21 protein-coding genes are annotated in these 25,335 nt (G+C 67.4%); 11 read left to right on the forward strand and 10 right to left on the reverse strand.

The window, feature by feature from the left end:
* Positions 1-38 precede the first annotated feature (38 nt).
* The 3 genes from AC0CH8_RS05805 to AC0CH8_RS05815 all read left to right on the forward strand — a co-directional run bounded on the left by AC0CH8_RS05805 (position 39) and on the right by AC0CH8_RS05815 (position 3,001).
* Positions 39-1,466 (forward strand): Y-family DNA polymerase, encoded by a 1,428-nt coding sequence (locus tag AC0CH8_RS05805; protein WP_465239071.1) that lies wholly within the window; start codon positions 39-41, stop codon positions 1,464-1,466.
* Between the two features lie 58 nt (positions 1,467-1,524).
* A complete protein-coding gene (locus AC0CH8_RS05810) occupies positions 1,525-1,905 on the forward strand; it encodes a hypothetical protein (protein WP_465239072.1) in 381 nt (126 codons plus the stop codon).
* A gap of 127 nt (positions 1,906-2,032) precedes the next feature.
* Complete coding sequence (locus AC0CH8_RS05815; protein WP_465239073.1) at positions 2,033-3,001, forward strand: isopenicillin N synthase family dioxygenase; 969 nt, start codon at positions 2,033-2,035, stop codon at positions 2,999-3,001.
* Positions 3,002-3,045: 44 nt separating this feature from the next.
* Here the strand turns inward: AC0CH8_RS05815 and AC0CH8_RS05820 are convergent, their stop codons facing one another.
* The 5 genes from AC0CH8_RS05820 to AC0CH8_RS05840 form a co-directional block, all read right to left on the reverse strand.
* Positions 3,046-4,281 (reverse strand): M20 metallopeptidase family protein, encoded by a 1,236-nt coding sequence (locus AC0CH8_RS05820; protein ID WP_465239074.1) that lies wholly within the window; start codon positions 4,279-4,281, stop codon positions 3,046-3,048.
* 10 nt (positions 4,282-4,291) lie between these two features.
* Positions 4,292-5,950, reverse strand: a complete 1,659-nt coding sequence (locus tag AC0CH8_RS05825) for a helicase HerA-like domain-containing protein (RefSeq protein ID WP_465239075.1) — start codon at positions 5,948-5,950, stop codon at positions 4,292-4,294.
* A 111-nt stretch (positions 5,951-6,061) separates the two neighbouring features.
* Positions 6,062-7,606, reverse strand: a complete 1,545-nt coding sequence (locus AC0CH8_RS05830) for a Do family serine endopeptidase (RefSeq protein ID WP_465239076.1) — start codon at positions 7,604-7,606, stop codon at positions 6,062-6,064.
* 246 nt (positions 7,607-7,852) lie between these two features.
* Positions 7,853-8,716, reverse strand: coding sequence for a protease modulator HflC (hflC, locus tag AC0CH8_RS05835; protein ID WP_465239077.1), 864 nt, complete (start codon positions 8,714-8,716; stop codon positions 7,853-7,855).
* Positions 8,713-9,858 carry an SPFH domain-containing protein gene (locus AC0CH8_RS05840; RefSeq protein WP_465239078.1) on the reverse strand — a complete coding sequence of 382 codons (1,146 nt, stop codon included), beginning with the start codon at positions 9,856-9,858 and terminating at the stop codon, positions 8,713-8,715. The genes hflC and AC0CH8_RS05840 overlap by 4 nt, the downstream gene beginning before the upstream one ends.
* 73 nt (positions 9,859-9,931) lie before the next feature.
* On the opposite strand from AC0CH8_RS05840, the gene AC0CH8_RS05845 reads away from it, so the two are divergent.
* Genes AC0CH8_RS05845 through AC0CH8_RS05855 form a run of 3 tightly spaced genes read left to right on the forward strand, consistent with a single transcriptional unit; the run spans position 9,932 to position 11,953 of the window.
* Positions 9,932-10,918, forward strand: a complete 987-nt coding sequence (locus AC0CH8_RS05845; protein WP_465239079.1) for an Mrp/NBP35 family ATP-binding protein — start codon at positions 9,932-9,934, stop codon at positions 10,916-10,918.
* A 23-nt stretch (positions 10,919-10,941) separates the two neighbouring features.
* Positions 10,942-11,370, forward strand: coding sequence for a CoA-binding protein (locus AC0CH8_RS05850; RefSeq protein WP_204195404.1), 429 nt, complete (start codon positions 10,942-10,944; stop codon positions 11,368-11,370).
* A 58-nt stretch (positions 11,371-11,428) separates the two neighbouring features.
* Entirely contained in the window at positions 11,429-11,953 is a 525-nt protein-coding gene (locus AC0CH8_RS05855; protein WP_465239080.1) for a hypothetical protein, read from the forward strand.
* 214 nt (positions 11,954-12,167) lie between these two features.
* On the opposite strand, the gene AC0CH8_RS05860 is transcribed toward AC0CH8_RS05855, so the two are convergent.
* Positions 12,168-13,457 (reverse strand): homoserine dehydrogenase, encoded by a 1,290-nt coding sequence (locus tag AC0CH8_RS05860; RefSeq protein WP_465239081.1) that lies wholly within the window; start codon positions 13,455-13,457, stop codon positions 12,168-12,170.
* A gap of 493 nt (positions 13,458-13,950) precedes the next feature.
* Between AC0CH8_RS05860 and AC0CH8_RS05865 the strand changes: the two genes are divergently transcribed.
* On the forward strand, positions 13,951-15,924 hold the full coding sequence (locus AC0CH8_RS05865; protein WP_465239082.1) for an OPT family oligopeptide transporter: 1,974 nt from the start codon (positions 13,951-13,953) through the stop codon (positions 15,922-15,924).
* 4 nt (positions 15,925-15,928) lie between these two features.
* Here the strand turns inward: AC0CH8_RS05865 and AC0CH8_RS05870 are convergent, their stop codons facing one another.
* From AC0CH8_RS05870 to queF, 4 genes are all read right to left on the reverse strand, one after another.
* Positions 15,929-16,372 (reverse strand): hypothetical protein, encoded by a 444-nt coding sequence (locus AC0CH8_RS05870; RefSeq protein ID WP_465239083.1) that lies wholly within the window; start codon positions 16,370-16,372, stop codon positions 15,929-15,931.
* Positions 16,372-17,655, reverse strand: a complete 1,284-nt coding sequence (locus AC0CH8_RS05875; protein WP_465239084.1) for a glycoside hydrolase family 130 protein — start codon at positions 17,653-17,655, stop codon at positions 16,372-16,374. The genes AC0CH8_RS05870 and AC0CH8_RS05875 overlap by 1 nt, the downstream gene beginning before the upstream one ends.
* A gap of 66 nt (positions 17,656-17,721) precedes the next feature.
* Positions 17,722-19,989 carry a glycosyltransferase family 4 protein gene (locus AC0CH8_RS05880; protein WP_465239085.1) on the reverse strand — a complete coding sequence of 756 codons (2,268 nt, stop codon included), beginning with the start codon at positions 19,987-19,989 and terminating at the stop codon, positions 17,722-17,724.
* 148 nt (positions 19,990-20,137) lie between these two features.
* Positions 20,138-20,584 (reverse strand): preQ(1) synthase, encoded by a 447-nt coding sequence (gene queF, locus AC0CH8_RS05885; protein ID WP_465239086.1) that lies wholly within the window; start codon positions 20,582-20,584, stop codon positions 20,138-20,140.
* Positions 20,585-20,613: 29 nt separating this feature from the next.
* Between queF and AC0CH8_RS05890 the strand changes: the two genes are divergently transcribed.
* The 4 genes from AC0CH8_RS05890 to AC0CH8_RS05905 all read left to right on the forward strand — a co-directional run bounded on the left by AC0CH8_RS05890 (position 20,614) and on the right by AC0CH8_RS05905 (position 25,279).
* Complete coding sequence (locus AC0CH8_RS05890; RefSeq protein ID WP_465239087.1) at positions 20,614-22,155, forward strand: cryptochrome/photolyase family protein; 1,542 nt, start codon at positions 20,614-20,616, stop codon at positions 22,153-22,155.
* A 51-nt stretch (positions 22,156-22,206) separates the two neighbouring features.
* Positions 22,207-23,043: a sulfurtransferase gene (locus AC0CH8_RS05895; protein WP_465239088.1), complete on the forward strand. Its 837-nt coding sequence runs from the start codon at positions 22,207-22,209 to the stop codon at positions 23,041-23,043.
* Positions 23,040-24,236, forward strand: a complete 1,197-nt coding sequence (metC, locus tag AC0CH8_RS05900; protein WP_465239089.1) for a cystathionine beta-lyase — start codon at positions 23,040-23,042, stop codon at positions 24,234-24,236. The genes AC0CH8_RS05895 and metC overlap by 4 nt, the downstream gene beginning before the upstream one ends.
* A gap of 194 nt (positions 24,237-24,430) precedes the next feature.
* Positions 24,431-25,279: a TorF family putative porin gene (locus AC0CH8_RS05905; protein WP_465239090.1), complete on the forward strand. Its 849-nt coding sequence runs from the start codon at positions 24,431-24,433 to the stop codon at positions 25,277-25,279.
* Positions 25,280-25,335: the final 56 nt, after the last annotated feature.

A 25,335-nucleotide genomic window follows, 5' to 3' on the forward strand; every position in this document is an offset into this window, starting at 1 on the left:
CGCTGTCCAACCTCCGATCGTTCTGGTATTGTTCTACAATGCCCGGCGACTCGCCCCTGTCCCTGCAATCGCCAGCCTCCGCCACGGCCATTCCGGGCAAAGTGGAGGACACACCCGCCGACGCCTCCACTTCCTCCAGTTCGGTTGGCGTCACCGGCGCGCCGAACCTCCCGCCCCGCCCGCTGCGCTGGCTGTTCCTCGACCTCAATTCCTACTTCGCCAGCGTCGAACAACAATTGCAGCCGTCGCTCCGCGGCCGCCCCGTCATCGTCGCGCCGGTCGGCACCGACACCACCGTCGCCATCGCTGCTTCGATCGAGGCCAAGCGCTACGGCATCGCGACCGGCACGCCGGTATGGCGCGCGCGCGAACTGTGTCCGGATGTCGTCGTCACGCCTGCCCGGCACGAACGCTATGTGGAATTCCACGACGCGATCATCGCGGAGGTCGGTCGGCACATCCCGGTCACCAAGGTGTGTTCGATCGACGAAGTTGCCTGCCGCCTGCTCGATAACGAAAACGCCCGCGCCGATGCGGAGGCGCTGGCCGCGCGGATCAAGGCCGGCATCCGCACGGCCGTCGGTGAGCGCATGACGTCGTCGATCGGCATCGCCCCCAATCGCCTGCTCGCGAAACTGGCGTCGGACCTGATGAAGCCGGACGGGCTCGTCGTCTTCGAACAACAGGACCTACCGCACGCGCTCTACCGGCTGCGGTTGCGCGACATCAGCGGCATCGGGGAGAAGATGGAACGGCGGCTGGCCCGCGATGGGGTCAACGATATTCGCCAGCTCTGCGAGCGGCGTCCGCGCGACGCCGGCCACGCCTGGGGTGGCACGGACGGCGACCGGCTCTGGTACCTGCTCCACGGCGTTGACCTGCCGGAAAAGCCGTCGCAGCCGCGCACCGTCGGTCACAGCCACGTGCTCTCTCCCCGCCACCGCGACATCGAGGGTGCTCGGCTGACTGCCCGCCGTCTGGCGTTGAAGGCTGCCAGTCGCCTTCGCCGCAAGGGCTATCGCGCCCGCGAGCTCGTGCTGCATGGCCGCTTCGAGGATCTGCGCGCGGACGGGAAGCGCGACAAATGGGCGGGGCACACCCGGCTTCCTGCGACGCAGGATAGCTTCGTGGTACTCGATCACCTCGACCGGCTGCTGATGCCGCGCCTTCTCGCCGCCGGCCGTGCCCGCCCAGGCGGGTTCCGGCTGCGGATGATCGGCGTGACGCTGTCGGGGATCGAACCGATCGCGGTGGAGCAGGGATCGCTGTGGGCGCATCTCGATGCCGACGATCCGCTCGCGCGGGAGACGCGGACGCTGGCGCTCAGTTGCGCGATGGACCGCATCAATCAGCGCTGGGGCCGCAATGCCGTCAGTGTCGGGCCGCTGGGCGGCGGACGGCTCGACCGGGTCGGCACGAAGATCGCGTTCGGGCGCATCCCGGAAATTGCCGAGTTCCACGAATGAGTCGGATTGTCTGACATATCTTGACGGTTGCGTTACCATCGGCAAAGCGGGCCGGGCTATGAAGAACCCCATCCTTCTCGCCGCCCCCCTCCTCGTTCTCGCCGCCTGCAATTCGCAGCCGAAGCAGCCCGAGGTGCTGGATTCCAATCCCGATCCGATGGCAAACCGCCTCGCCAACGCCGCCCCCGTGGAACTGCCGCCCGCGATCCGTGCCGACAAGACGCTGCGCTGCGGCGACGGTTCGCTCGTCGGTGTCACCTTCTTCCAGGGTGACAAGCTGGTGAGCGTCCGCGTCCCCTCCACCGCCACTCCCGTGCGCCTCACCGCACCCGAGGCGGGGCAGCCCTATACCGCCGAAGGCGGCTGGAAGCTGACCGGCGACGAGAAGTCCGTCAATGTCACGCCGGCCGGCAAGGCCGCACTGACCTGCCACGACTGATCGACCGATCCTGTAGAACATCTGGGGCCGGCGGCGCGATCCGCCGGCCCTTTTTCATACCAGCCGCGCCGACCTATCCCGCCCGAAAGCAAGCCGTTATGATGCGACCCGAACAAGGATACGCATCATGCTCGACACTTCCGCCGCCCAGGTCCCGACGCTCAGCCTCGCCGACCAGGCCTCCGATCCCGACGCCTTTGCGCAGGCGTTCGGCACGTCCTTCCAGCGGTTCGGCTTCGCGATCGTTGCCGATCACGGCATCCCGCAGGACCTGATCGCCCGCGCCTGGGCCGAGACGGAGGCGCTGTTCGCCCTGCCCGACGCGGAAAAGCGCCAGTACCACGTCACCGGCGGAGGCGGCGCGCGCGGCTACACGCCCTTCAAGACGGAAATCGCCAAGGACGCCAAGCACGTCGATCTGAAGGAATTCTGGCACGTTGGCCGCGAACTGCCAGCCGGTCACCGCTTCGCCGACACGATGTCGCCGAACATCTGGCCCAGCCGGCCGGAAGGATTCCGCGACACGTTCGTCGAACTGTTCGCAGCGTTCGATGCCGCCGGCGATCGGCTCCTGTCGGCGATCGCCCGCTATCTGAAGCTCGCGCCCGACTGGTTCGACCCGGCGGTGAAGGACGGCAACTCCGTCCTGCGCCTGCTCCACTATCCACCGATTCCCGCCGATGCGGAGGGCGTCCGTGCCGGCGCGCACGAGGACATCAACCTCATCACGCTGCTGCTCGGTGCGGAGGAAGCCGGCCTCGAACTGCTCGACCGCAGCCAGGGAGATGAGGGGGGCCGCTGGCTGTCGATCAAGCCGCCTGAGGGGGCGATGGTCGTCAACGTCGGCGACATGCTGCAACGCCTGACCAACCACGTCCTGCCGTCGACCACTCACCGGGTCGTCAATCCGCCGCCCGAGCGCCGCGGCCACTCACGCTACTCGATGCCCTTCTTCTTGCACCCGGCGCCCGATTTCCTGATCGAGACACTGCCCGGCACGATCACGCCCGAGAACCCGAACCGCTATCCGGAGCCAATCACCGCGCACGACTACCTGTATCAACGGCTGGTGGAGATCGGCCTTATCAAACCCTAGTCGCGAACCGATCACCCCGGCTACCGTCGGGGTAATCGACGTCGTCAGCCAGCCACGAAACCCCGTTCCAGGAACCGCGTCGCCACGGCGCAATGCAGAGCGACGCCCTTGGCCATCACCGCCTCGTCGATGGTCATGCGCGTGTTGTGCAGCGGTGGGTTCGTCGCCGGATCGCTCCCGACCGGCGCCGCGCCGATGAACGCGAAAGCACCCGGAACGGCTTGCAGCACATAGGAGAAATCCTCCGCGCCCATGATCGGTTGGATCATCGGTTCGAATCCATCCTCGCCGAGTTGCTCGACCGCAGACTCTCGCATCAGCACCGCCGCGCGGGGATCGTTGACCGTCACAGGATAGCCCGTGTCGATCCACGCCTCGCCCACAGCACCGTGCGCCGCCGCGATGTTCTCGACGATCCGCACGAACGCCGCATGACACTGCACCCGCGTCGCCTCCGAAAGAGTGCGCAGCGTGCCGAGCAGCGTCGCGTCACCGGGTATGACGTTGTGCGCCGTCCCTGCCGTGATCTTCGTGATTGACAGCACCGCGGGATCGCTGACCGACACTTGCCGCCCGATATAGACCTGCAACGCCGTCACGATCTCGCATGCCACCGGAATCGGGTCGAGCCCACCCTGCGGCATCGCCGCGTGGCCGCCGCGACCGACGATCCGTGCGTGCAGCGTGTCGGCCGACGCCATCACCGTTCCCGTCCGGGTCGTGACGACGCCCGACGCGTGGTTGGGCGAGATGTGCAGCGCGAATGCCGCGTCCGGCGCAGGGTCCGCGAGCAGCCCATCCTCGATCATGAACCTCGCGCCGTGGTGCCCCTCCTCGCCCGGCTGGAACATGAACACGACCGTACCCGGCAGCACATCGCGTCGCGCGCACAAAGCCTTCGCCGCACCGACCAGCATCGCGGTATGCGAATCATGCCCGCACGCATGCATCGCCCCCGGCACGCCACTTGCGAAGTCGAGCCCGGTCTCCTCCTGCATCGGCAGCGCATCCATGTCGCCGCGCAGCAGCACGGTCCGGCCGTTGCCACCCGTCTGGTCGATACCGCCGCCCCGCAGGATTGCCACGAACCCGGTCGTGGATGTTCCCTCACGAAGCTCCAGCGGCAGGCCCGCCAGCGCCGCCTTGATCCGCGCGCTGGTCCGCGGACACTGGAGCCCGATCTCGGGATCGGCGTGAATTGCGCGCCGCAACGTTACGACCTCGTCGAACACGCTGTCCGCTGCACCGCGCCAGTCGGCGGCCATCTCGTCCAGGCTCATCACGCTTTCCTCATCCACGGAACAGTCCGCCCAATACGCCACGCAGCAGCCCGCCGACGATGCCGCCCGACGATGCCGACGACCGCCGCTTGGTCGTGCCGAACACCTGCTTGCCGATCTCGTTCGCAACCTGTCGCCCGATCGACGAGCTTGCCGCCCGCGTCGCACTGGTCGCCATCTTCGACCACGGGCTGTTCGCCGATTCCCGCGCCGCGTCCCGTTCCTGGCGGTCGGCTTCACGCTGGGCTGCGATCCGCGCGCGCTCTGCGTCCTTCGCCGCCCTGGCATCGTCCTTCGCGCGCAACGCCGCCGCCTTCTCGTCGGCATCGGCGGAGCGCGCGGCCGCAGCAGACGCCGCCGCCTCCTGCGTCTTGGCCGACAGCAATTCCTCGGCCGACTCGCGGTCGATCAGCTCGTCGTATTTGTCGCCGACCCAATCCGTCTCGATCAGGACCTTGCGCTCGTCCGGCGTGACCGGTCCGACCCGGCTGGCGGGAGGCTTGATGAGCGTCCGCTCCACCGGCGACGGCGACCCGTCCGCCTGCAACAGCGATACCAGCGCCTCGCCCACCTTCAGTTCGGTGATCGCGGTTGCGACATCGACGCCGGGGTTGGCGCGGAACGTCTCCGCCGCCGCGCGCACCGCCGCCTGATCGCGCGGGGTGAACGCGCGCAACGCGTGCTGCACCCGATTGCCGAGCTGCCCCGCCACCTTGTCCGGAATATCCAGCGGGTTCTGTGTGATGAAATACACGCCGACGCCCTTCGACCGGATCAGCCGCACGACCTGCTCGATCTTCTCCAGCAGCGCATCAGGGGCTTCGTCGAACAGCAGGTGCGCCTCGTCAAAGAAGAACGCCATCACCGGTTTGTCGGGGTCACCGATTTCCGGCAATTGCTCGAACAGCTCGCTCAGCAACCACAGCAGGAACGTCGAATACAACTTCGGACTCGCCATCAGCTTGTCCGCCGCCAGAATGTTGACGACGCCGCGACCGGTATCGTCCAGCCGGATCATGTCAGCCAGTTCCAGTGCCGGCTCGCCGAAGAAATGCTCCGCACCCTGCGACCGCAACTGCAACAGCGCGCGCTGGATCGTGCCGACCGACTGTTTCGACACGTTGCCATACGTCGTGGTCAGTTCCGCCGCCCGCTCCGCGCAATGCGCCAACATCGCCTGGAGGTCGTCCAGATCGAGCAGCAGCAGCCCCTCCTTGTCCGCGACGTGGAAGGCGATCGTCAGCACCCCCTCCTGCACCGCGTTCAGGTCCATCAGGCGCGCCAGCAGCAGCGGCCCCATCTCGCTGACGGTGGTCCGAACCGGGTGGCCCTGCTCGCCGAAGAGGTCCCAAAATTGCACGGGATTGTCGCGGTACTTCCAGTCGGTGTCGCCGATCTCCGCCGCCCGCGCCGCGAAGGTCGCGTGCGTCTTGGCGGTGGGAGAGCCGGCCATTGCCAGCCCGGACAGGTCGCCTTTCACATCGGCGACGAAGGTCGGCACGCCGACGGCGGAAAAGCCCTCGACGATGCCCTGCAATGTCACCGTCTTGCCGGTACCCGTGGCGCCGGCGATCAGGCCGTGGCGGTTCGCCCGGCGCAGATCGATCGCCTGCGGCGTGCCCCCGCCGCCGGTATTCTGGCCGAGCCCGATGAAGATGCCGTCCGCCATATACCGTCTCCTGCCCGCATCAGGGTAGCGCGCTCCCGCCCCATAAGGGAAGGGCCGCCGCTCCCAATCGGGAGCGACGGCCCTTCGTCTTGGTCCTGCTCAAGTCGCGGATCAGCCCTTGATCTTGATCGGGATGAACCGCGCCGGGTTGCGGCCGCGCATCGCCAGCACCAGCACCTGCGGGCGTCCCGCTGCCTTGGCCGCGGCCACCGCCCGCGCGAGATCCGCGGCGGTACGGACTGGCGTGCCGTTGACCGACTGGATCACGTCGCCACGCTGCAACTTGCCCGCGGCATCGCTGGTCGGGGATACGGCACCGATCACCACGCCCTGCACCGTCGCCGCGACGCCGACCGCTCGCGCGATGCCCGGCGTCAGCGGCTGGACGGACAAGCCCAGCGTGCCGCCCTCGGCCGGTGTCACCGCACCGTCATCGTCGCTGTCGCCATCCGTACCGAAGCCGCCAGAATCCTCACCGCCATTCAGCGTCGCGGTTAGCTGCTCTGCCGACGGACGCGGCGCGGCGGTGACCGACAGGGTCACCGGCTTGCCATCGCGCAGCACGTCCAGTCGCGCGGTGCTGCCCGGCTTCACGTTCGACACGAGGTAGGACAGCGTCTGGTCCGGCGTGACCGCCTGCCCGTTGACCTTCACGACGACGTCGCCGGCACGCAGCCCGGCCTTGGCCGCCGGGCCGCTGGGCTCGACGCCTGCGATCAGCTCGCCCTGGTTCTTCGGAATACCAAGCGCCGCGGACGTGTCCTCGTCGATCGTCCCCCCTTGCAGGGTGACGCCGAGATAGCCGCGGCTGATCGTGCCCCCCTTCATGAACGTCTCGATGATCGGCTTCGCGGTCGCCGCAGGGATGGCGAAGCCAATGCCGATGTTGCCGCCCGACTGGCTGAAGATCTGGCTGTTCACGCCAATCACGTTACCATTCAGGTCGAACATCGGTCCGCCGGAATTGCCCTGGTTGATCGACGCGTCGGTCTGGATGAAGCGGTCGTATGCGCCGCCCTGCCCCGTCACGCGGTTGATCGCCGATACGATACCCGCCGTCACCGTGCCGCCGAGACCGAACGGCTCGCCGATCGCGACGACCCAGTCACCAACACGCGCCTTCGCCGAATCTCCCCAGCGGACGAACGGAAGGTTGCTGGCCTCGATCTTCAGCAACGCCAAATCAGAGTCGCGGTCCTGACCGATGACCTTCGCAACGTATTCCTTGTTGTCGGACAGCGTCACGCTAATGGAATTGACCGTCGCCCCGCGCGCACCCGGCGCGATCACGTGCGCGTTGGTCACGACATAGCCGTCCGGCGAGATCAGGAAGCCCGATCCCAGCGACGCGCCCTGCCGCGGCCGCGACGGCGCACCGCCGCCCTGCCCGCCGAACAAACCCTCGAACGGCGTACCGGAGAAGGGATTGGCCTGTGCCGGCTGGTTGATCGTCTGCTTGGTCGAGATATTGACGACCGCCGGCTGCAACTTGGCGACCATGTCCGCGAAGCTCATCGGCGCGCCGGCCTTCGGCACGGCAGCTTGGATCGTACCCGGCTCGTTCTGCGCGACCTGCGCACCGCTCGGGTTCAAGGCGAGGGTGGCGGTCGCGCCGCCGAGCAGCAGGGCACCGGTAATGGCGTAGGCGTATCGCACTAGGATATTGTCCTCTCGTCTTCGATCGTACCCGGATCGATTGCGGGATAGCGGCTGAACGGTCGTTGAATATGAACCAATCCCGCAGCATCCATTCAGTCTAACGCCTTTTACGTGGTTCCGAACGCCACCGCTTCAAGAGCCGAATGCAGCCGCGACGCGAAGATCGAGGTGGTCCGGCAATCCTGGATCAGGATTTCGCCGGGCCATAGTGCTTCGCTCAACGCAACGCGCCGGATCGCATGCTTACCGCCCCGGCGCCATGAACTCGCGCAGATAGGAGTTGTTCGGCGACAGGATGATTGACGTCGCACCCTTTTCGTCGGTCGAACCGTCCGCCCCGAACGTCCGCCGATACGACTGCATCGCCCGGTAGAAATCGTAGAAGCCGGCATCCTTTCCGAAACTCTCGGCGTAGATGCGCGATGCCTCAGCATCCGCGTCGGCCTGCACGATGCGGGCCTGACGCTGCCCCTCTGCGGCGATCGTGATCGCCTCCTGCTGGCGCGCGGTCTGCATCCGGCGCAGCGCCGATTCCAGCGGCGTGCCTTCAGGCAATTCGGCCTGCTTGATACGCACGTCGACGATCTCGACGCCGTACTGGCGCGCGCGACGATCGAGCCCACGCTGAATCGAGTCCATCACCTCGCCGCGTTCCGGCGTCAGCAGCGTCGCGAACCGTACCTTGCCCAGCTCGTTGCGCAGCGTCGATCCGAACTGCGGGCGTAGCTGGTTGGCGACGCCTTCCTCGCTTCCGGCCGTCGCCAGCATCAGCCGCGGGTCGACGACGCGAAACCGCGCAAACGCATCGACGTTCAGCCGCAACTGGTCGGTCGACAGCACCTGCGTATTCTCGAGATCAAGGTCCAGCACGCGCTTGTCGACCCAGGTGATGCGGTCGAGGAACGGCACCCGCGCGATCAGGCCGGCACCGGACGATCCGATCGGCTGGTCGGCCTGATACTTGTTCACGACGCGGATCGGCTGGGCGAGGCGATACACCACCGCCTGCTGCGTCTCGGGCACGATCGCGAAGGTCGCCGCGGCCAGAATCACCAGCACCAACGCCGCGATGCCGATCGTGACAGGATTCTTCCAGAGGCCGCTCACTGTCCCGCTCCCGTCGTCGCTGCGGGCTGGGCCGACGCCGAGGCCGGCGCTGCCACGACCGCTGCTGGTGCCGGCGCGCGCGTGGCGCTGGGCACCTGCAGATACGGCACGGTCCCACCCGGCTCCACGATCGTCTTGTTCGACTTCGCCAGCACGTCCTCCATCGTCTCGTAATACATGCGGCGACGCGTCACCTCGGGGGCCAGCTTGTACTGCGCATAGACCCGGTCGAACGCTGCCGCTTCGCCCTGGGCGCGTGCCACGACCTGCTGCGCATAGGCGCGGCTGCGGTTGACCGCAGCCACCGCCTCCTGCTGCGCCGCCGTCACCTTGTTGAAGTCGTCGACGATCTGCTGGGGTGCGCTCGCGCGATTGATCGACACGCTCTGGATGCGCACGCCTGCGCGATAGCTGTTGAGGATCGACTGCGTCAGTTCGCTGACCTCGGATTCAATTGTCGTGCGGCCGCGGCCCAGCGCCTGATCCAGCGTCGTGTTCGCGATCACCGCGCGCATCGCACTCTCCGCCGCGGCGCGCACCGTCTCTTCCGGCTCGCGCAGCTCGAACACATATTCGCTCGGATTGGCGATGTTCCAGCGCACCGAATAGGTCAGGTCAACGATGTTCTGGTCCTTGGTCAGCGCCAGATTGACACCATCGCCACGCGGAAAGTTCTCCGTGCGAAAGCCCTGCACGTTCACGGTCTGCACGCGCGCGATCGGGGCCGGCGGCGTGATCTGCACACCCGGCTGCAAGGTCCCGGCATAGCGACCGAAATACGTCACGACGCCGCGCTCCTGTGGCGCGATCTGATGGATCGAGGTGAACACCAGCCAGATCGCCACCAGAATGGCCGCGCCGATCGCCCACAGCATCCGCGCGTTCGGGCCGGTCGGCAGGCCGGAAAACCCGCCGCCACCGCTACCGCCGCCACCCGCGTTGCGGGCCTTCTTCAGGAACTCGTCGAGCGCCGTCGGGCGCGGACCGTTGCCATTGCTGCCCGCGGGCTTCTTGCCGCCCGGCGGCAGCGACCACGGATTGCGCGGCCCCCCGCCGCTATTCTCCCCGCCGCCCCAGGGGCCCTTCGGAGTTTCGACGGCGAGGACAGTGGGGCGCTTGCGCCAGCGCGGCAGGATGCTCATCCGTCCTCTATAGGAAGACGTTCGGACGAAAAACAGTGGCAAGCGTCCTCCCCGGCCCTATCTCCCGCGTCGCATGACTACTTATGATACGGCAGAGGCGGCGGTGACCGCGATCGCGGGCGACCGCGCCACCCTGAGGATGGACGGCACGCGCGCCGGCATCGTGCTCGATGCGACCGGCCTGTCCGCCCCCGAACGTGACGATATGGAGACCGCGCTGCGTACCGCGCTGACCGGCCGCACAGGCGTGACGGAGGTCCGCATCGTCGCCACCGCCGAACGCTCCGCCCGCGCGCTGATCGCCGTCGCCAGCGGCAAGGGCGGTGTCGGCAAGTCGACCATCGCCGCCAACCTCGCCATCGCGCTATCGCGCGCCGGTCGCCGCGTCGGCATGGTCGACGCCGACATCTACGGCCCTTCGCAACCGCGCCTGCTCGGAGTCGAGGGCACCCGCCCGGAAGCGCTCGACAAGCAACTCATCCCCGTCCTCACGCCCTACGGGGTTCCCCTGCTGTCGATGGGCCAGCTCGTCGAACCCGGCCGCGCGATCGCGTGGCGCGGGCCGATGGCGGCGGGCGCGCTCGGCCAGCTGGTGGAGGGCGCGTGGGGCCGCGCCGATACGCTCGTCCTCGACCTGCCACCCGGCACCGGTGACGTGCAGTTGACGATGGTCCAGAAATACCGGCCCGCCGGCGCAGTGATCGTGTCGACGCCGCAGGACCTGTCGCTGATCGACGCCACCCGCGCGATCGACCTGTTTCAGAAGGCCGGCATCCCGATCATTGGCCTGATCGAGAACATGGCCGGCTATATCTGCCCACACTGTAACGAGATTTCGGACCCGTTCGGCCTTGGTGGCGCAGAGGCGGCGGCCGCCGATCTCGGCATCCCGTTCCTCGGCCGCATCCCCCTGACGGGATCGATCCGCGCCGCCTCCGACGCCGGCAAGCCACCCGCGGCGGAAGCGGTCGACACCGTCTTCGCGCCGATCGCCGCCACGGTCGATGCGTGGCTCCGCCTGCCGCCCCCGGCGCAACCGGCGGCTATCGGACCGCGTTGAGCGGACGACACAGGAGTCTCGCCATGCCCCTCACCGCCGACGCCGATATCAAGGACCTGCTGGAGTCCGCCCGGACGATCGCCCTCGTCGGCGCCTCGGACCGGCCGAACCGCCCCTCCTACGGCGTCATGGCCGCGCTCCAGCGCCACGGCTACCGCGTGATACCCGTCAACCCGCAGATCACCGGCGAGCACATCCACGGCGAGTTCGTCTTCCGCGAGCTTGCCCAGCTGGGCGATCCGATCGACATCGTCGACATCTTCCGCAACTCGGACGCCGCTGGAGAGGCCGTCGACCAAGCGATCGCGATCGGTGCGAAGGCGGTGTGGATGCAGCTCGGCGTCGTCAATCAAGCCGCCGCCGCCCGCGCCGAAGCCGCCGGTCTGAAGGTGGTGATGGACCGCTGCCCGGCGATCGACATTCCCCGCCTCGGCGTAGCGCCGGTCGCCTGACGCTTTACCGCGGCGCTCCCAGCGGGCAGGCTTGCCGCTCCCGACCGGAGCGCCCCCGATGAGTTTCGCCGCGATCATCCTCTCGCTTCAGGCCGGTACGCCCGGCGCCGCGCCCGAGCGCTTCTCGATCCTCGCGCCCGTGCAAACCGAGCCCTGCAAGCGCCAGCCTCCGCCGACGCCCGAGGAGGTCGTCGTCTGCGCCACCGTCATCCCGACGCAACGTCTACCCCTGCCCGCGGAACGCGGCCCACCCGATCGACCGACGCCGATCAACCCCTATCTGCGTCCCGATGTCGCGATGAACGCCACCGCCGCCCCCTGCGCCACGGTGCAGGGCGGATGTCAGGTCGGCGTCGACATGATCGGCGGCGGTGTCGCGGCGGTCCGGCTACTCGGCAAACTCATCGACCCGAACAGCTGCTGCGACGAACCCGGTCAGGCGACCAATCCCGTGGCCCTCGTCCGCGACATTGCCGGCAGCCTGAAGGGCAAGAAGAAAGTCGACAAATCCAACCGCGTCGCGATCCCGCTCGACGATCCGCCTGTGCCGCGGGTCGGCGGTACAACGCCAGCCTTACGCTAGCTCCTTCTCACTCCCTCCCCTGCAAGGGGAGGGCTGGGGTGGGGTAGAGCCTTGGCGACGCCCCTGTCGAGAAACCGCCCCCACAAGATGAGGGGGATCAGCGCTGCCCGTGTTCCCCCGAACGCGGAAACCCAGTGGGCCAAGCAGCAGTACGGCCGGCCAACGACAACACTGGCCTCTCGCCTGCGCGCAAGAACAGGACGCCCTCCCCAACTCACCCCAGAATATGCATCCACAGCGGCGACCCCGCCACGCTCGGCGAACCACGCAACCGCTCCAGCGCCTGCGCCACGCTTCGCTCCGGTCCTTCATGCGTGACGATCGCGACCAACACATGCCCGTCCGCAGTCGCGCCACGCTGGATCAGGCTCTCGATCGACACGCCGGCGTCGCGCATCGCCGCCGCAATCTCCGCCAGCACGCCGACCCGGTCCTCGACCAGGAAGCGTAGATACGCACGCCCGCGCCGCTCGCCCGCATCCGCGACCTCGGCGGCGACCAGCGACGCCGCCGGCATCGCGAACGGCGGGCCATATTCGCCCCGCGCGATATCGATCAGGTCCGCGACGACCGCGCTCGCGGTCGGCCCCTCGCCCGCTCCCGCGCCCTGCAACAGCAGCCGGCCGACGAAATTGCCCTCGGCCACGACCGCGTTGGTCGATCCGGTGACATGCGCCAGCGGGTGGTCGATCGGCACCAGATGCGGATGCACGCGCTGGAACAGCCCCGCCTTACCCGCCTCCGCCAGCCCGACCAGCCGAACGCGATATCCCAGCGCCGCCGCCTCCGCGATATCCGCGCCCAGCACGTGCCGGATACCGGTCGCCGCGACATGCTCGAACGCCGGCTGAGTCCCGAACGCCAGACTGGCGAGGATCGACAGTTTGTGCGCGGCGTCGATGCCGTCGATATCGAACGTCGGGTCCGCCTCTGCGAAGCCCAGCGCCTGCGCCTCCGCCAGCACCTCGGCGAAGTCGCGACCTTCCGCTTCCATCTTCGACAGGATGAAATTGCAGGTGCCGTTGAGAATGCCGTAGACGCGGCCGATCTCGTTCGCCGCCGCGCCCTCGCGCAGCCCCTTGATGACCGGGATACCGCCCGCCACTGCCGCCTCGAACTTCAGCGCCGCGCCCGCCGCCTCCGCCGCCTGCGCCAGCTCCAGCCCGTGATGCGCCAGCATCGCCTTGTTGGCGGTGACGATGTGCCGCCCCTTCGCCAGCGTCGCCCGCGCCAGCGTCAGCGCCGGCCCGTCCGATCCACCGATCAGCTCGACCACCACGTCGACATCCGCCTGCTGCGCCAGCGCGCTCGTGTCGTCGATCCACTGGAAGCGCGACAGGTCGATGCCTCGATCCTTGCTGCGGTCGCGCGCCGACACCGCGACGACCTCGATCGGCCGCCCCGCGCGCCGCGTGATCAGCTCGCGATTGGCGTCCAGCAGTTTGACGACCCCGCCGCCCACCGTCCCCAGCCCGGCCAATGCCACCCGCAACGCGTCCGCCATGTCGTTCCCCCTTGAACCGCCGCCGCGCCTAGAGCGTCGCGGGGAGCGTGTCGAGAAGCGTGCATGGCGTACCCCCCATTCCCCCCTGCAAGGGGAGGTGGCAGCCCGCAGGGCTGACGGAGGGGTGAGACGGCCAGCGTTGACACCCCTCCGGCGCTGCGCGCCACCTCCCCTTGCAGGGGAGGAACATCTGAAACCCTACGAACGCAAAGCGACACCACACCGGATTTGACGGTCCTACACGCACGCGACATGATATTCCCCGGTCCAGGTCACTCGGCGGTCACGTCGCACTTACCCCCAGCCGTAGACGCCACATGAACGCGAAGGTCACTCCCCTGCCCCACACCGCCCGATCCGAAGACCGCGTCCACGCCGCCGCTACTCCATGCGAGGTGCAGACACCCTCCGGTCACCTCCACTTCGGCCTGAGCCGACACCGCGCGAATACCTCCACTTCCTCCACTTCGCCCTCGATCCCGACAGGACAGGCATGACCGACACCGCCGTCACGGGCTCCGCACCAGCCACTCAGATGCGCGAACTCACGGTTCGTGGCATCGCGCTGGGCGGCATCATCACGCTGCTGTTCACCGCCGCGAACGTGTATCTCGGCCTGAAGGTCGGGCTGACCTTCGCCACCTCGATCCCCGCCGCGGTGATCTCGATGGCGATCCTGCGCTACCTGCCCGGCGCGACGATCCTGGAGAACAACATCGTCCAGACCGTCGCCTCGGCGGCGGGAACGCTGGCCGCGATCATCTTCGTCCTGCCCGGCCTTGTCATGATCGGTTGGTGGCAGGGCTTTCCGTATCTGACGACGGCGGCGATCACCGCATTCGGCGGCATTCTCGGCGTCATGTTCTCCGTCCCGCTACGCCGCGCCCTCGTCCTCGATACGCCGCTCCCCTATCCGGAGGGCCGCGCCGCCGCGGAGGTGCTGAAGGTCGGTGCGGGAAGCCGTGAAGGCGCCGCCGAAAGCGCCCGCGGCCTATGGGTGATCGTCTGGAGCGCGCTCGTCTCCGCCGGTTTCGCGATCCTGACCCAGACCCGCCTCGTCGCCGCCGAAGCCGCCCTGTGGTTCCGCGCCGGTAGCGGCGCGACCGGCATCGCCGGCGGTCTGTCCTTCGCGCTGATCGGCGCTGGGCACCTCGTCGGCCTGTCTGTTGGCCTCGCCATGTTCGTCGGCATCATCGTCGGCTGGTGGATCGTCCTGCCGATCCTCACCGCCGCGTCGCCCATGCCTGCCGCCGATGTCGCGACCTGGGCCGGTACCGTGTTCCGCAGCGACGTGCGGTTCTTCGGCGCGGGCGTGATCGGCGTCGCCGCGATCTGGACTTTGGCGAAGATCATCGGGCCAGTGGTGGGCGGCGTCCGCTCCGCGCTTGCCGCGTCGAAGGCGAAGCGCGGCGGCGCGATCGTCGACGTGACGGAGCGCGATCTGCCGATCGGTCTCGTCTTTATCGTATCGCTGGGGATGCTGGTGCCGATCGGCATCCTGCTGTGGACCGTCATCGCCGGTGGGCCGCTCGCGGCGTCGGCGGTGCCTCTGATCGCCGGCGCGCTGGTGTTCGTGCTGGTCATCGGCCTCGTGATCGCCGCCGTCTGTGGTTACATGGCGGGCCTGATCGGCGCGTCGAACAGCCCCGTGTCCGGCATCGGCATCCTGTCGGTCCTCGCCGCCAGCCTGATGCTCGTCGGCCTGTTCGGGCGCGGCACGCCGCCCGAAACCACACAGGCGCTGGTCGCCTATGCGCTGATCGTCACCGGTATCGTGTTCGGCGTCGCGACCATCTCCAACGACAATCTTCAGGACTTGAAGACCGGCCAACTGGTCGGCGCGACCCCGTGGAAACAACAGGTGGCGCTGATCTTCGGCGTCATCTTCGGATCGATCGTCGTGCCGCCGGTCCTGAACCTGCTCGGCAGCACGCTCGGCTTCGTCGGCGCGCCCGGTGCCGGCCCCAATGCACTTGCCGCGCCCCAGGCGGCGCTGATCTCCGCGCTTGCCAAGGGCGTACTCGGCGGCGATCTCAACTGGGCGATGATCGGCTGGGGCGCATTGGCGGGCGCGATCATGGTCGTGGTGGACGAACTGCTCGGCCGCGCCGGCCGCCTGCGCCTGCCCCCGCTCGGCATCGGCCTTGGCGTCTACCTGCCGATGACGGTGACGTTGCCGGTCGTGCTCGGCGCGGTGATCGGTTCCGTCTACGATCGCTGGGCGAAGCGTCAAAGCGACCCGGAGGCGGCCGAGCGGTTCGGCGTGCTGGCCGCGACGGGCATGATCGTCGGTGAAAGCCTGTGGGGCGTGGCCTTCGCCGGGCTCGTCTATGCGACCAATTCCGACGCGCCGCTGGCGATCGTTGGGGCGGCATGGGAACCCGTCGCGCTCATCGGCGGCACGATCCTGTTCCTCGCGCTCGTGGCCCTCCTCTACCGCTACGCGCGGAGGGTGGCGGCGGCGTGAGCCGTCACCGTTCGCAGCGCTTGCCGGTGTCCTTGCACAGCCGCGCTGCGACGGTCTTCTTCAGGTCCATCTCGCCCAGCGTCTGCATCGCCTGCGCGATTGCCGCAGGTGTCGCCTGGCGCAGGCGCTGGGTCGCCGGCATCTCGGCATTGCGGACCAGCACACGCAGGTCGGCGAGCGACAGCTTCGCGGCATAGGCCCGGCCCAGCGCGACGATCAGCTTCCCGCGCCCCCGTGCCCCTTCCTCATGCCCGATCGCGAACAGCCGCGTCCGCTCCGCCGCCGACAGATCGGGCGTCTCGCCGGCCAACTCGGTGAGATCGCTTTCGACCAGCATCGGGATCATCGTTGCGAGCGTCCCGGTTTCCGCCAGCCGCCGCCCCAGCGTCTCCGCCTCCGACAAGGCAGCGCCGGGGGCCGCAACCTGCAACAGCAACGCCAGCAGCATCACATCCGCTCCAGCAGATCCCCGATCGCCACGAACGCGAAACCGATCGAACTGTCCGCGATGCCGTACGGCAGGAACAGCGCGTCGCCATGCCGGATCGCTCCGCACGAATACACGACGTTCGGTACGTAACCCTCGCGGTCCTGATCCTTCGCCGCCAGCAGCGGCTCGGACGTGCGGCCGATCACCTTTGAGGGATCGTTCTTGTCCAGCAGCACCGCACCGATCGAATACTTCCGCATCGCCCCGACACCGTGGGTCAGCAGCAGCCATCCCTCGTCCAGTTCGATCGGCGGACCGCAATTGCCGATCTGCACCAGCTCCCACGGATATTCCGGCACAAGGATCTTCGCGCCGTCCTCCCAGTGGGTCAGGTCGTCCGACTTCAGCAGGAACAGGTTCTCGCCGTCCGATCGGCCGATCATCATATACTGGCCGTCGACCTTGCGCGGGAACAGCGCCATGCCCTTGTTGCGCGCCGCACCGCCCGTCATCGGCACCAGGTCGAACGCGCGGAAGTCGCGCGTCCGCATCAGCTCCGACTGGATCTGCGAGCCGTTATAGGCAGTATAGGTCCCGATCCATTCGAACGTGCCGTCTTCATGCTGGAACCGCACGATGCGCAGGTCTTCCAGCCCCTTGGACTGCGCCGCCGTGATCGGGAAGATCACCGTGCCCGACAGCGTAGAATCGCGGTGGCGATACACTGTCACCGGACCCTCCGGCATCTCCTCGCGGTCGCTGCCAACCGCGTCGGTGGCGGTCGCGAACGGCGGCTCGGGCGCGAGTTGCAGTTCATGCTGGTCGGTGATGATCCCTTCACGAAACGCCACCGAGGAGATGTGCCCCTCGCCCACTGCGCGCATCGACATCAGGATGCGCAAGCTACCCGGCGGCATGCCCGACTGGTCGAAATGCGGTACCGCGCTGGGGTTCATCAGCGCCGCGGCGGCATAGCTGTACTCGTGACAGAAATAGGCGCCGATCAGCTGCCGCTTTTCGTCGCCGATCTCGCTGCCGTCGAGGCCGAGCATTTCCTCGATCTCGTCGTATCGCGTCATGAACACGCGCCGCGTCTGCCAGTGTCGCGCCTCGAAATCCTTGAGGACGACCTCCAGCTCTTCACGCGCCTGTGAACCGTCCATTTGCAGAACTTCGGCGACGAGCCGCTCGGTTCGGCTGGGCGCAGCGCCGTTCCCGCCGCTCCAGGCGATGTGGAAGGGCCGCACCACCACGCGCGACGGATCGGCGTGCAGGCGCATTTCGTGAGTGAACAGGTTCATGCGATTCCGGACCCTCGCTCCCGGCAGACGATGGTCGCCACGCTGCCGGTCCCGAAGGCCCGGTACTCACGCGGCGGCGAGCGTCGTCCCTGCCACGTCGGCCCGTGGCTGCGATAGCCCCCAAATCGCACAACTCGCCAGTTGCAGCGCCAGGATCGACTCCGCGCCCTGGTTGCGATTGAGGCCGGTCGGCATCAGTCCGTCGAAACACCCCCCGTCCGCCGCCGTCGCCAGCGGCAGATCGAGATCGTTCAACCCCATGAACCAGCCATAGGCGCGCTCGGCCTCCGCCACCCAACGGCGATCGCCCGTAGCCTCGAATGCGGAGACACACGCCTCGACGGTCGCCTGAGCCTCCAGCGGCTGCTGATCGAACTGCAACGGCTCGGCATAGGGTCGAAAGAAGCTCTCGGTGCCCACCGCGCGAAAGCGTCCTTCGGGAGACGTCTGCTTGCCGCAGATCCACTCGAGCGTCGACAGGCCGCACTGGACAAGGTCGTCGCGACCGAGCGCCCGGCCGGCTCGGATCAGCGCCTCCGGAAGGCGGGCATTGTCGTAGGCCAGCACGATTTCGAACCACTGCCATTCCGGCCGCCGCGCCTCTTCGAGCAGGCTCAGCAGCGACGCCGCATGCTGCGTCAGGATTTCCAGCGACAGCACATGGCCCGGCTTCGCGTCGAGGATCGCCGCCGCGCCCAGCATCGCAAACGCCTGCGCCCGCAACGAGCCCAGCTCCAGCGCCAGACTGGCGGTCGAGTCGAACATCGCCCCGGCCCAGTCGCGGTGCTTGGCTTCGCGAGCGTCCCGCGCGACCATCCCGAGCGCCCACAACGTCCGACCGTTCGAATCCTCCGACCCGACATCCTCGCACCATGCGCGGTCGAACCGCATGAAATTGCGGAAGCGGCGCTTGTCCGGGTTCCAGGCGTACTGGATGAACGACGCGTAGATCGTCGTCCATTTGTCGCGGAGTATCGGGTCGAGATCGGGCATGCCGCTGACCAGGATCAGCGCACGGGCGTTGTCGTCGATGCAATAGCCGTGGCGACGGTCGGGCACCGAGTAGATCGAGTGCTGCAACATGCCCGTCGAATCGCTCATCCGTTCGACGGCGGCGAAATCGGGGGCGATGGCGCGAAAGGAAGGCAGCGACTTTACAATGCGCTCCGGCTTGTGAGCGACAGCGCGGACCGTTTCGGCCAGGATCGCTTCCGCGAGGCGCGGCCAGATCATCGTCCGGCCCCGCGCATAGGCCCGCTCCGCCAGCCGCTTGCGATCACGCTCGTTCGACAGCAGGCGATCCATTTCACGCGCGAACGCCGCGACATCCTTGAAATCGACCAGCACGCCGTGCCCGTCCGCCAATATCTCGGTCGCATGGACATAGGGGGTGGAGATCACCGCCTTGCCGACGCCGACCGCATAGGACAGCGTGCCGCTCGTGATCTGTGCTGGGTTCAGATACGGCGTCGCGTAGATGTCCGCCGCCTCCAGGTAACTGATCAGTTCGTCATGCTCGACGAAGCCATCGACGAACGCGACGTTGTCGCTGACGCCCTTTTCCGCCGCCAGCGCCTTCAACCGATCGCGATATTTCTCGCCCTCGTGCGCCACGAGGTTCGGGTGCGTCGCGCCGAGCACGACGTACAGCAGGTTCGGATGCTTCTCGGCGACCGCCGGCAGCGCCTCGATGATCGTCTCGATGCCTTTGCTCGGCGCCAGCAGGCCGAACGTCAGCACGACCGGCCGCCCCTCCCAACCGAACTGGCCCTTGCGCGACGCGGGATCGATCAGGTCGCGGTCGGGCACGCCGTGCGGGATCATCGTGATCTGGCGCGGATTGGCGCCGTACACGCGCTTCAGGATATCGCGCCCACGCTCCGCCATCACGATCACGCGCGATGCACGACGCAACAGGCCCTCCATCACGCGCCGCTCGTCGGGGCTGGGTTTCTCCAGCACGGTATGCAGCGTCACGATCAGCGGCAGCGTCGTCCGGTCCAGCAGCGCGAGGATATGCTCCCCCGCCGGCCCGCCATAGATGCCGTATTCGTGCTGGAGCCAAATCGCCTGCGCGCCGCTCGATTCGATGACGCGCGCCGTATCGATATATGCCGATAGTTCGTTCTGCGGGATCGCCCCGGTCACCGCGTCTGGATAATCGTAGCGGCCGGGATGATCGTCCATCGCGTAGACGTCGAGGGCGATGTCGGGAAAGCGTTCGCGGACAGCGGTGTACACGTCGGTCGTGAACGTCGCCAACCCACATTGCCGCGGCAGGAAGTTGCCGATCATGACGAGATGATCGATCGTGGCCGCGGCTGCTTCTACCATCGTATTTCCCTCGCTAGGTGCATCGGCGACTCCCGGTCTGCCTGCTACAACTGGCATAAACCATTCATCGGAGGGAAAGTTTCGTGGAAGTCGCTGCAGCGCAACAATAATATGCTGCGCTGCATGACACGCCCGTCATCGAACACGGTCATCCACGGCCGCGGTAAGGTGCAACTCCCTGATCCGGGAGCCACAAATCGGCTGGCGGCGCGGCCGACTGCCAGAACACGTCGATCGGGATACCGCCCCGCGGATACCAATAGCCACCGATTCGCAGCCAAGCGGGCTCCATTTCGTCGAACAGCCGCTCGCCGATTCCTACCGTACAGTCCTCGTGGAACGCGGCATGATTGCGGAAACTGCCCAGGAACAGCTTCAGCGATTTCGACTCGACGATCGTCTCGCCGGGCACGTAATCGATCACCAGATGCGCGAAGTCGGGCTGTCCCGTCACCGGGCACAGGCTGGTGAACTCGGGGGCCGCGAACCGCACCAGATAGGTACGGCCGGGCCGCGGATTGGGAACATAGTCGAGCACCGCCGCTTCGGGGGATGCGGGCAGCGCGCTGGTCTGGCCGAGATGCATGGGGGTCATGTCCCCGCACATAGGAAGATGATGCCTGCATGAAAACGCTCGTGCCGATCCTGGGCGATCAATTGTCGCCGAATATGGCCTCGCTCCGCGGCCAGAACCCGGCCGACACGGTCGTTCTGATGGTCGAGGTCGCGGAGGAGACGACCTACGTCCGCCATCATAAACAGAAGCTCGCCTACATCCTCTCGGCGATGCGCCACCACGCCGACGCACTGCGCGCGGCCGGCTGGACGGTCGACTACACGCCGCTCGACGACCCGGATAACGCCGGCAGCTTCACCGGCGAGCTCGCCCGCGCGATCCAGCGTCACGATCCCGATCGCATAACCGTCACCGAAGCCGGCGAGTGGCGCGTCCGCGCGATGATCGACGGGTGGGAGACGATCTTCGGCATCCCAGTCGATATCCATCCCGACGACCGCTTCGTCGCCACGCATGCGGAGTTCGACGCCTGGGCGGAGGGTCGCCGCGAACTCACGATGGAGTTCTTCTACCGCGACATGCGCCGCAAGACGGGCCTGCTGATGGACGGGGCCAAACCGGTCGGCGGCCGCTGGAACTTCGACAAGGACAATCGCAAGCCGGCCAAGGCCGACCTGCTCATGCCCCGCCCCCTCGCCTTCGCGCCCGACGCGATCACGCGAGACGTGATCGCGATGATCGCCGAGCGCTTCCCCGATCATCCCGGCTCGCTCGACGGATTCGACTGGGCCGTCACCGCCGCCGATGCCGAGCGTCAGGCGGATATGTTCTTCCGCCACGCCCTCCCGCAGTTCGGCGATTACGAGGATGCGATGCTGACCGGCGAGCGTCACCTCTGGCACTCCATCCTGTCGCCCTACATCAATTCCGGCCTGCTCGACCCGATCGATCTGTGCCGCCAGGCGGAGGCGGAATATCATGCCGGCCGCGCACCGTTGAACTCCGTCGAGGGCTATGTCCGCCAGATCATCGGCTGGCGCGAGTATATGCGCGGCATCTATTGGCGCGAGGGGCCGGACTATGTCGATCGCAACCACCTCGATCACCGCCGCCCGCTGCCCGCGTGGTACTGGACCGGCGAGACCGAGATGCACTGCCTGCGCGAATCGATCGGCCAGACGCTTGCCACCGCACACGCCCACCACATCCAGCGGCTGATGGTCACGGGCAATTTCGCGCTGCTGATCGGCGCCGATCCGAAGGCGGTCCACCTCTGGTATCTGGAGGTCTATGTCGACGCGTACGAATGGGTCGAATTGCCGAACACGTTGGGCATGAGCCAGTTCGGCGACGGCGGCCTCGTAGGGTCGAAACCCTATGTCTCGTCGGGTGCGTATATCGACCGGATGTCCGATTATTGCCGCCACTGTCGTTACGACGTGAAGCAGCGGGTCGGACCGGATGCGTGCCCGTTCAACGCCTTGTACTGGGACTTCCTGGCACGGCACCGGGAAACGCTCGGCCGCAATCCGCGCCTCGCGATGCCGTACCGCACATGGGACAAACAGCCCGCCGACGCACAGGCCGCGACCCGCGATCAAGCTGCTGAGTTCCTCGACACGCTCGACGCCAGCGGTCCGCCCTACTGATCGTCCGCCACCCTTCGACAAACCCCTCGGCCATCCGCTAGAGGCGCGCATATGGACTCCCTCGTCACGACCGAATGGCTCGCAGCATCGCTGGGCCAGCGCGACCTGCGCATCGCCGACGCCACCCTGCTCGACCCTTCGCTGGGGCGCAACGCCCGCGCGGAGTTCGAGGCAGGGCATATCGCCGGCGCGGTGTTCCTAGACCTCGCCGAACTTCGCGACACCGACTCGCCGCTCCCGAACACCCTTCCCGGCCCCGCCAAGGTCGCCAGCCGCCTCGGCAAGCTCGGCCTCGGCGACGGCACTCGCATCGTCCTCTACGACGATGCCCCGTGGAACAGCGCGGCCCGCGCGTGGTGGCTGATCCGCGGCTACGGCATCGGCAGCGTCGCGATCCTCGACGGCGGCCTCGCCAAATGGCGCGCGGAGGGTCGCGCGCTAGAGACGGGACCGCATGATGCGAAACCCCGCCACGCGACGCCGGAATGGAACGAGGCGCGGCTGCGCACCCTCGCCCAGATGAAGGGCAATCTCGCCACCGGTGCGGAACAGGTGATCGACGCGCGCAGCGCCACCCGCTTCACCGGCGAAGAACCCGATCCGCACGGCGCCGCGCCCGGCCATATTCCCGGCGCGCTTAGCCTTCCCTATCCGCGCCTGTTCGAGGCGGACGGCACATGGAAGCGCGGTGCGGCACTGTCGGCGGCATTCGAGACGGCGGGGGTCGATTTGAACGCACCGATGACGATGACCTGCGGCTCCGGCGTGACCGCCGCCGTGCTGGCATTCGGCGCGCATCTGCTCGGTCGCGAGGCATCGCTTTACGACGGCAGCTGGACCGAATGGGGCAGCGACTCCTCCACCCTCAAGGCGACGGGCGAAGCATGAACGATCGCGACGATACGAAGCCCGCGACGAAGGTCGTCACCGCGGGCCGCCGCAAGGAATGGACCTCGGGGATCGTCAACCCGCCGGTGTGGCGGGCATCCACGATCCTGTACGACGATGTCGCCCATCTGCGCGCTGCGGCCGGTCGCGATACCCATCATCGCCTGTTCTACGGACGGCGCGGTACACCGACGCAGTGGTCGCTGGCCGACGCGCTGACCGAGTTGGAGCCGGGCGCGGAGGGGACCTTCCTCTATCCGTCCGGCGTCGCGGCGGTCGCCGCTGCGCTGCTCGCGGTCCTGTCGCCGGGCGACGAGCTGATGCTGGTCGACAGCGCCTATGACCCCACGCGCGGTTTCGCCACCGGCCTGCTCCGGCGCTTCGGGATCACCACCCGCTTCTACGATCCGATGATCGGCACTGGCATCGCCGACCTGATCGGCCCGAACACGCGCGCGATCTTCATGGAAAGTCCGGGCAGCCTGACCTTCGAGGTGCAGGATATTCCCGCGATCGTCGCCGTCGCCAAGGCGCACGGCATCGCGACCCTGCTTGACAATACCTGGGCGACGCCACTGTTCTTCCCGGCCATCGCCCGCGGCATCGACTATACGATCCTCGCCTGCACCAAATACGTCGTCGGTCATTCGGACGCGATGCTCGGCTCCGTCACCGCCGGTCCCGGCCGCTTCGCCGCCCTGCGCGACACCAGCTTTCAGCTTGGCCAGCATGTCGCCCCCGACGATGCCTTCCTCGGCAGTCGCGGGCTGCGCACGATGGCCGTCCGCCTGCGCCAGCATCAGGAGAGCGCGCTTGCGATCGCAGGCTGGCTCGACACGCGGCCGGAAGTGTCGGCGGTATACCACCCCGCGTTGCCGAACTGCCCCGGCCATGAGAATTTCGTGCGGGATTTCGCCGGCTCCAGCGGCCTGTTCTCGTTCGCCTTCGCGGGCGGGGACGACGCCGCGCGCACCGCCTTCATCGATACGCTCGACCTGTTCGGTATCGGCTACAGCTGGGGCGGATATGAGAGCCTTGCGATCCCGATCGATCCTCAGCGCCACCGCAGCGTCACGACGCGCGCCGACACCGGCTTGCTGGTGCGCATTCAGGTCGGTCTGGAAGACACAAGCGACCTGATCGCCGATCTGGAGCGCGGATTTGCGGCGTGGAGGGCCGCAGCCACAGTCTAGGCTGTTGCGGGTTCGCAACATATGATCGTTTTTACTTGGCATCGTGCACGATTGTTCTTGTGCGTTGCAACAGCGGCTGGCAGTCAGCGGGTCCCGGCGATTAGATCGCAAGACGGCCTTTCGACGGGCCGGACACACGCGGCGTTCCCGGGAAGCAGGCGGAGCAATCGGTTTCATCCCAAAAGGGGAATACGATGCGCTTCTCGCACCTTCTCGTTGGCGGTCTTTCGCTTGTCGCCGCTTCGCCCGCTCTGGCGCAGGACGACACCGCCCCGCCACCGCCCGTTACGATCAGCGGTTCCGCTGCCATCGTATCCGATTACCGGTTCCGCGGCGTGTCGCAATCCGACGAGGATGTCGCCGTACAGGCCGGCGTCACCATCGCGCATGAAAGCGGACTCTATGGCGGCTTCTGGGGCTCGAATCTCGCCGGTTGGGGCACGTTCGGCGGCGCGAACCTCGAACTCGACATCATCGGCGGCTACAAGTTCAAGCCCACCGAGGACGTGACGCTCGACGTCGGCGTCACCTATTATATGTATCCGGGCGGCGCCGATAAGACCGACTTCTTCGAACCCTATGCCAAGGTGTCCGGCTCGATCGGGCCGGCGTCGCTCACCGCTGGCGTCGCCTATGCTCCCGCGCAGGAAGCGCTCGGCCGCTGGTACTTCACCGGTGCCGATGCAGCCGCCGGCGTCTACAATGATCCGGGCGACAAGGAGGACAATCTGTATCTCTGGGTCGATGCCGCGACCGCCCTGCCCAGCACGCCGTTCACGCTGAAAGGCCATGTCGGCTTTTCGGACGGCAACCGCGGGCTCGGTCCCAACGCCACGTCGGTCGCGCCGACCGGCAAGTATTTCGACTGGATGGTCGGGGTCGACACGACGTTCAAGAACCTGACGCTGGGCGTTTCCTATGTCGGCACCGACATCTCCGCGCGCGACGCCGAATATCTGCGCCCCAGCTTCAGCAACGGCCAGGACGGCAGCGGCAACATCGCCGACGGCACCTTCCTGTTCTCGCTCACCGCGGCGTTCTAAAGCGGGCGACGCTGGCTGAATTTCCCCTCCCCTTCAGGGGAGAGGGGCTGGGGGTG

This window comes from Sphingomonas sp. AC435, from assembly GCF_979253005.1.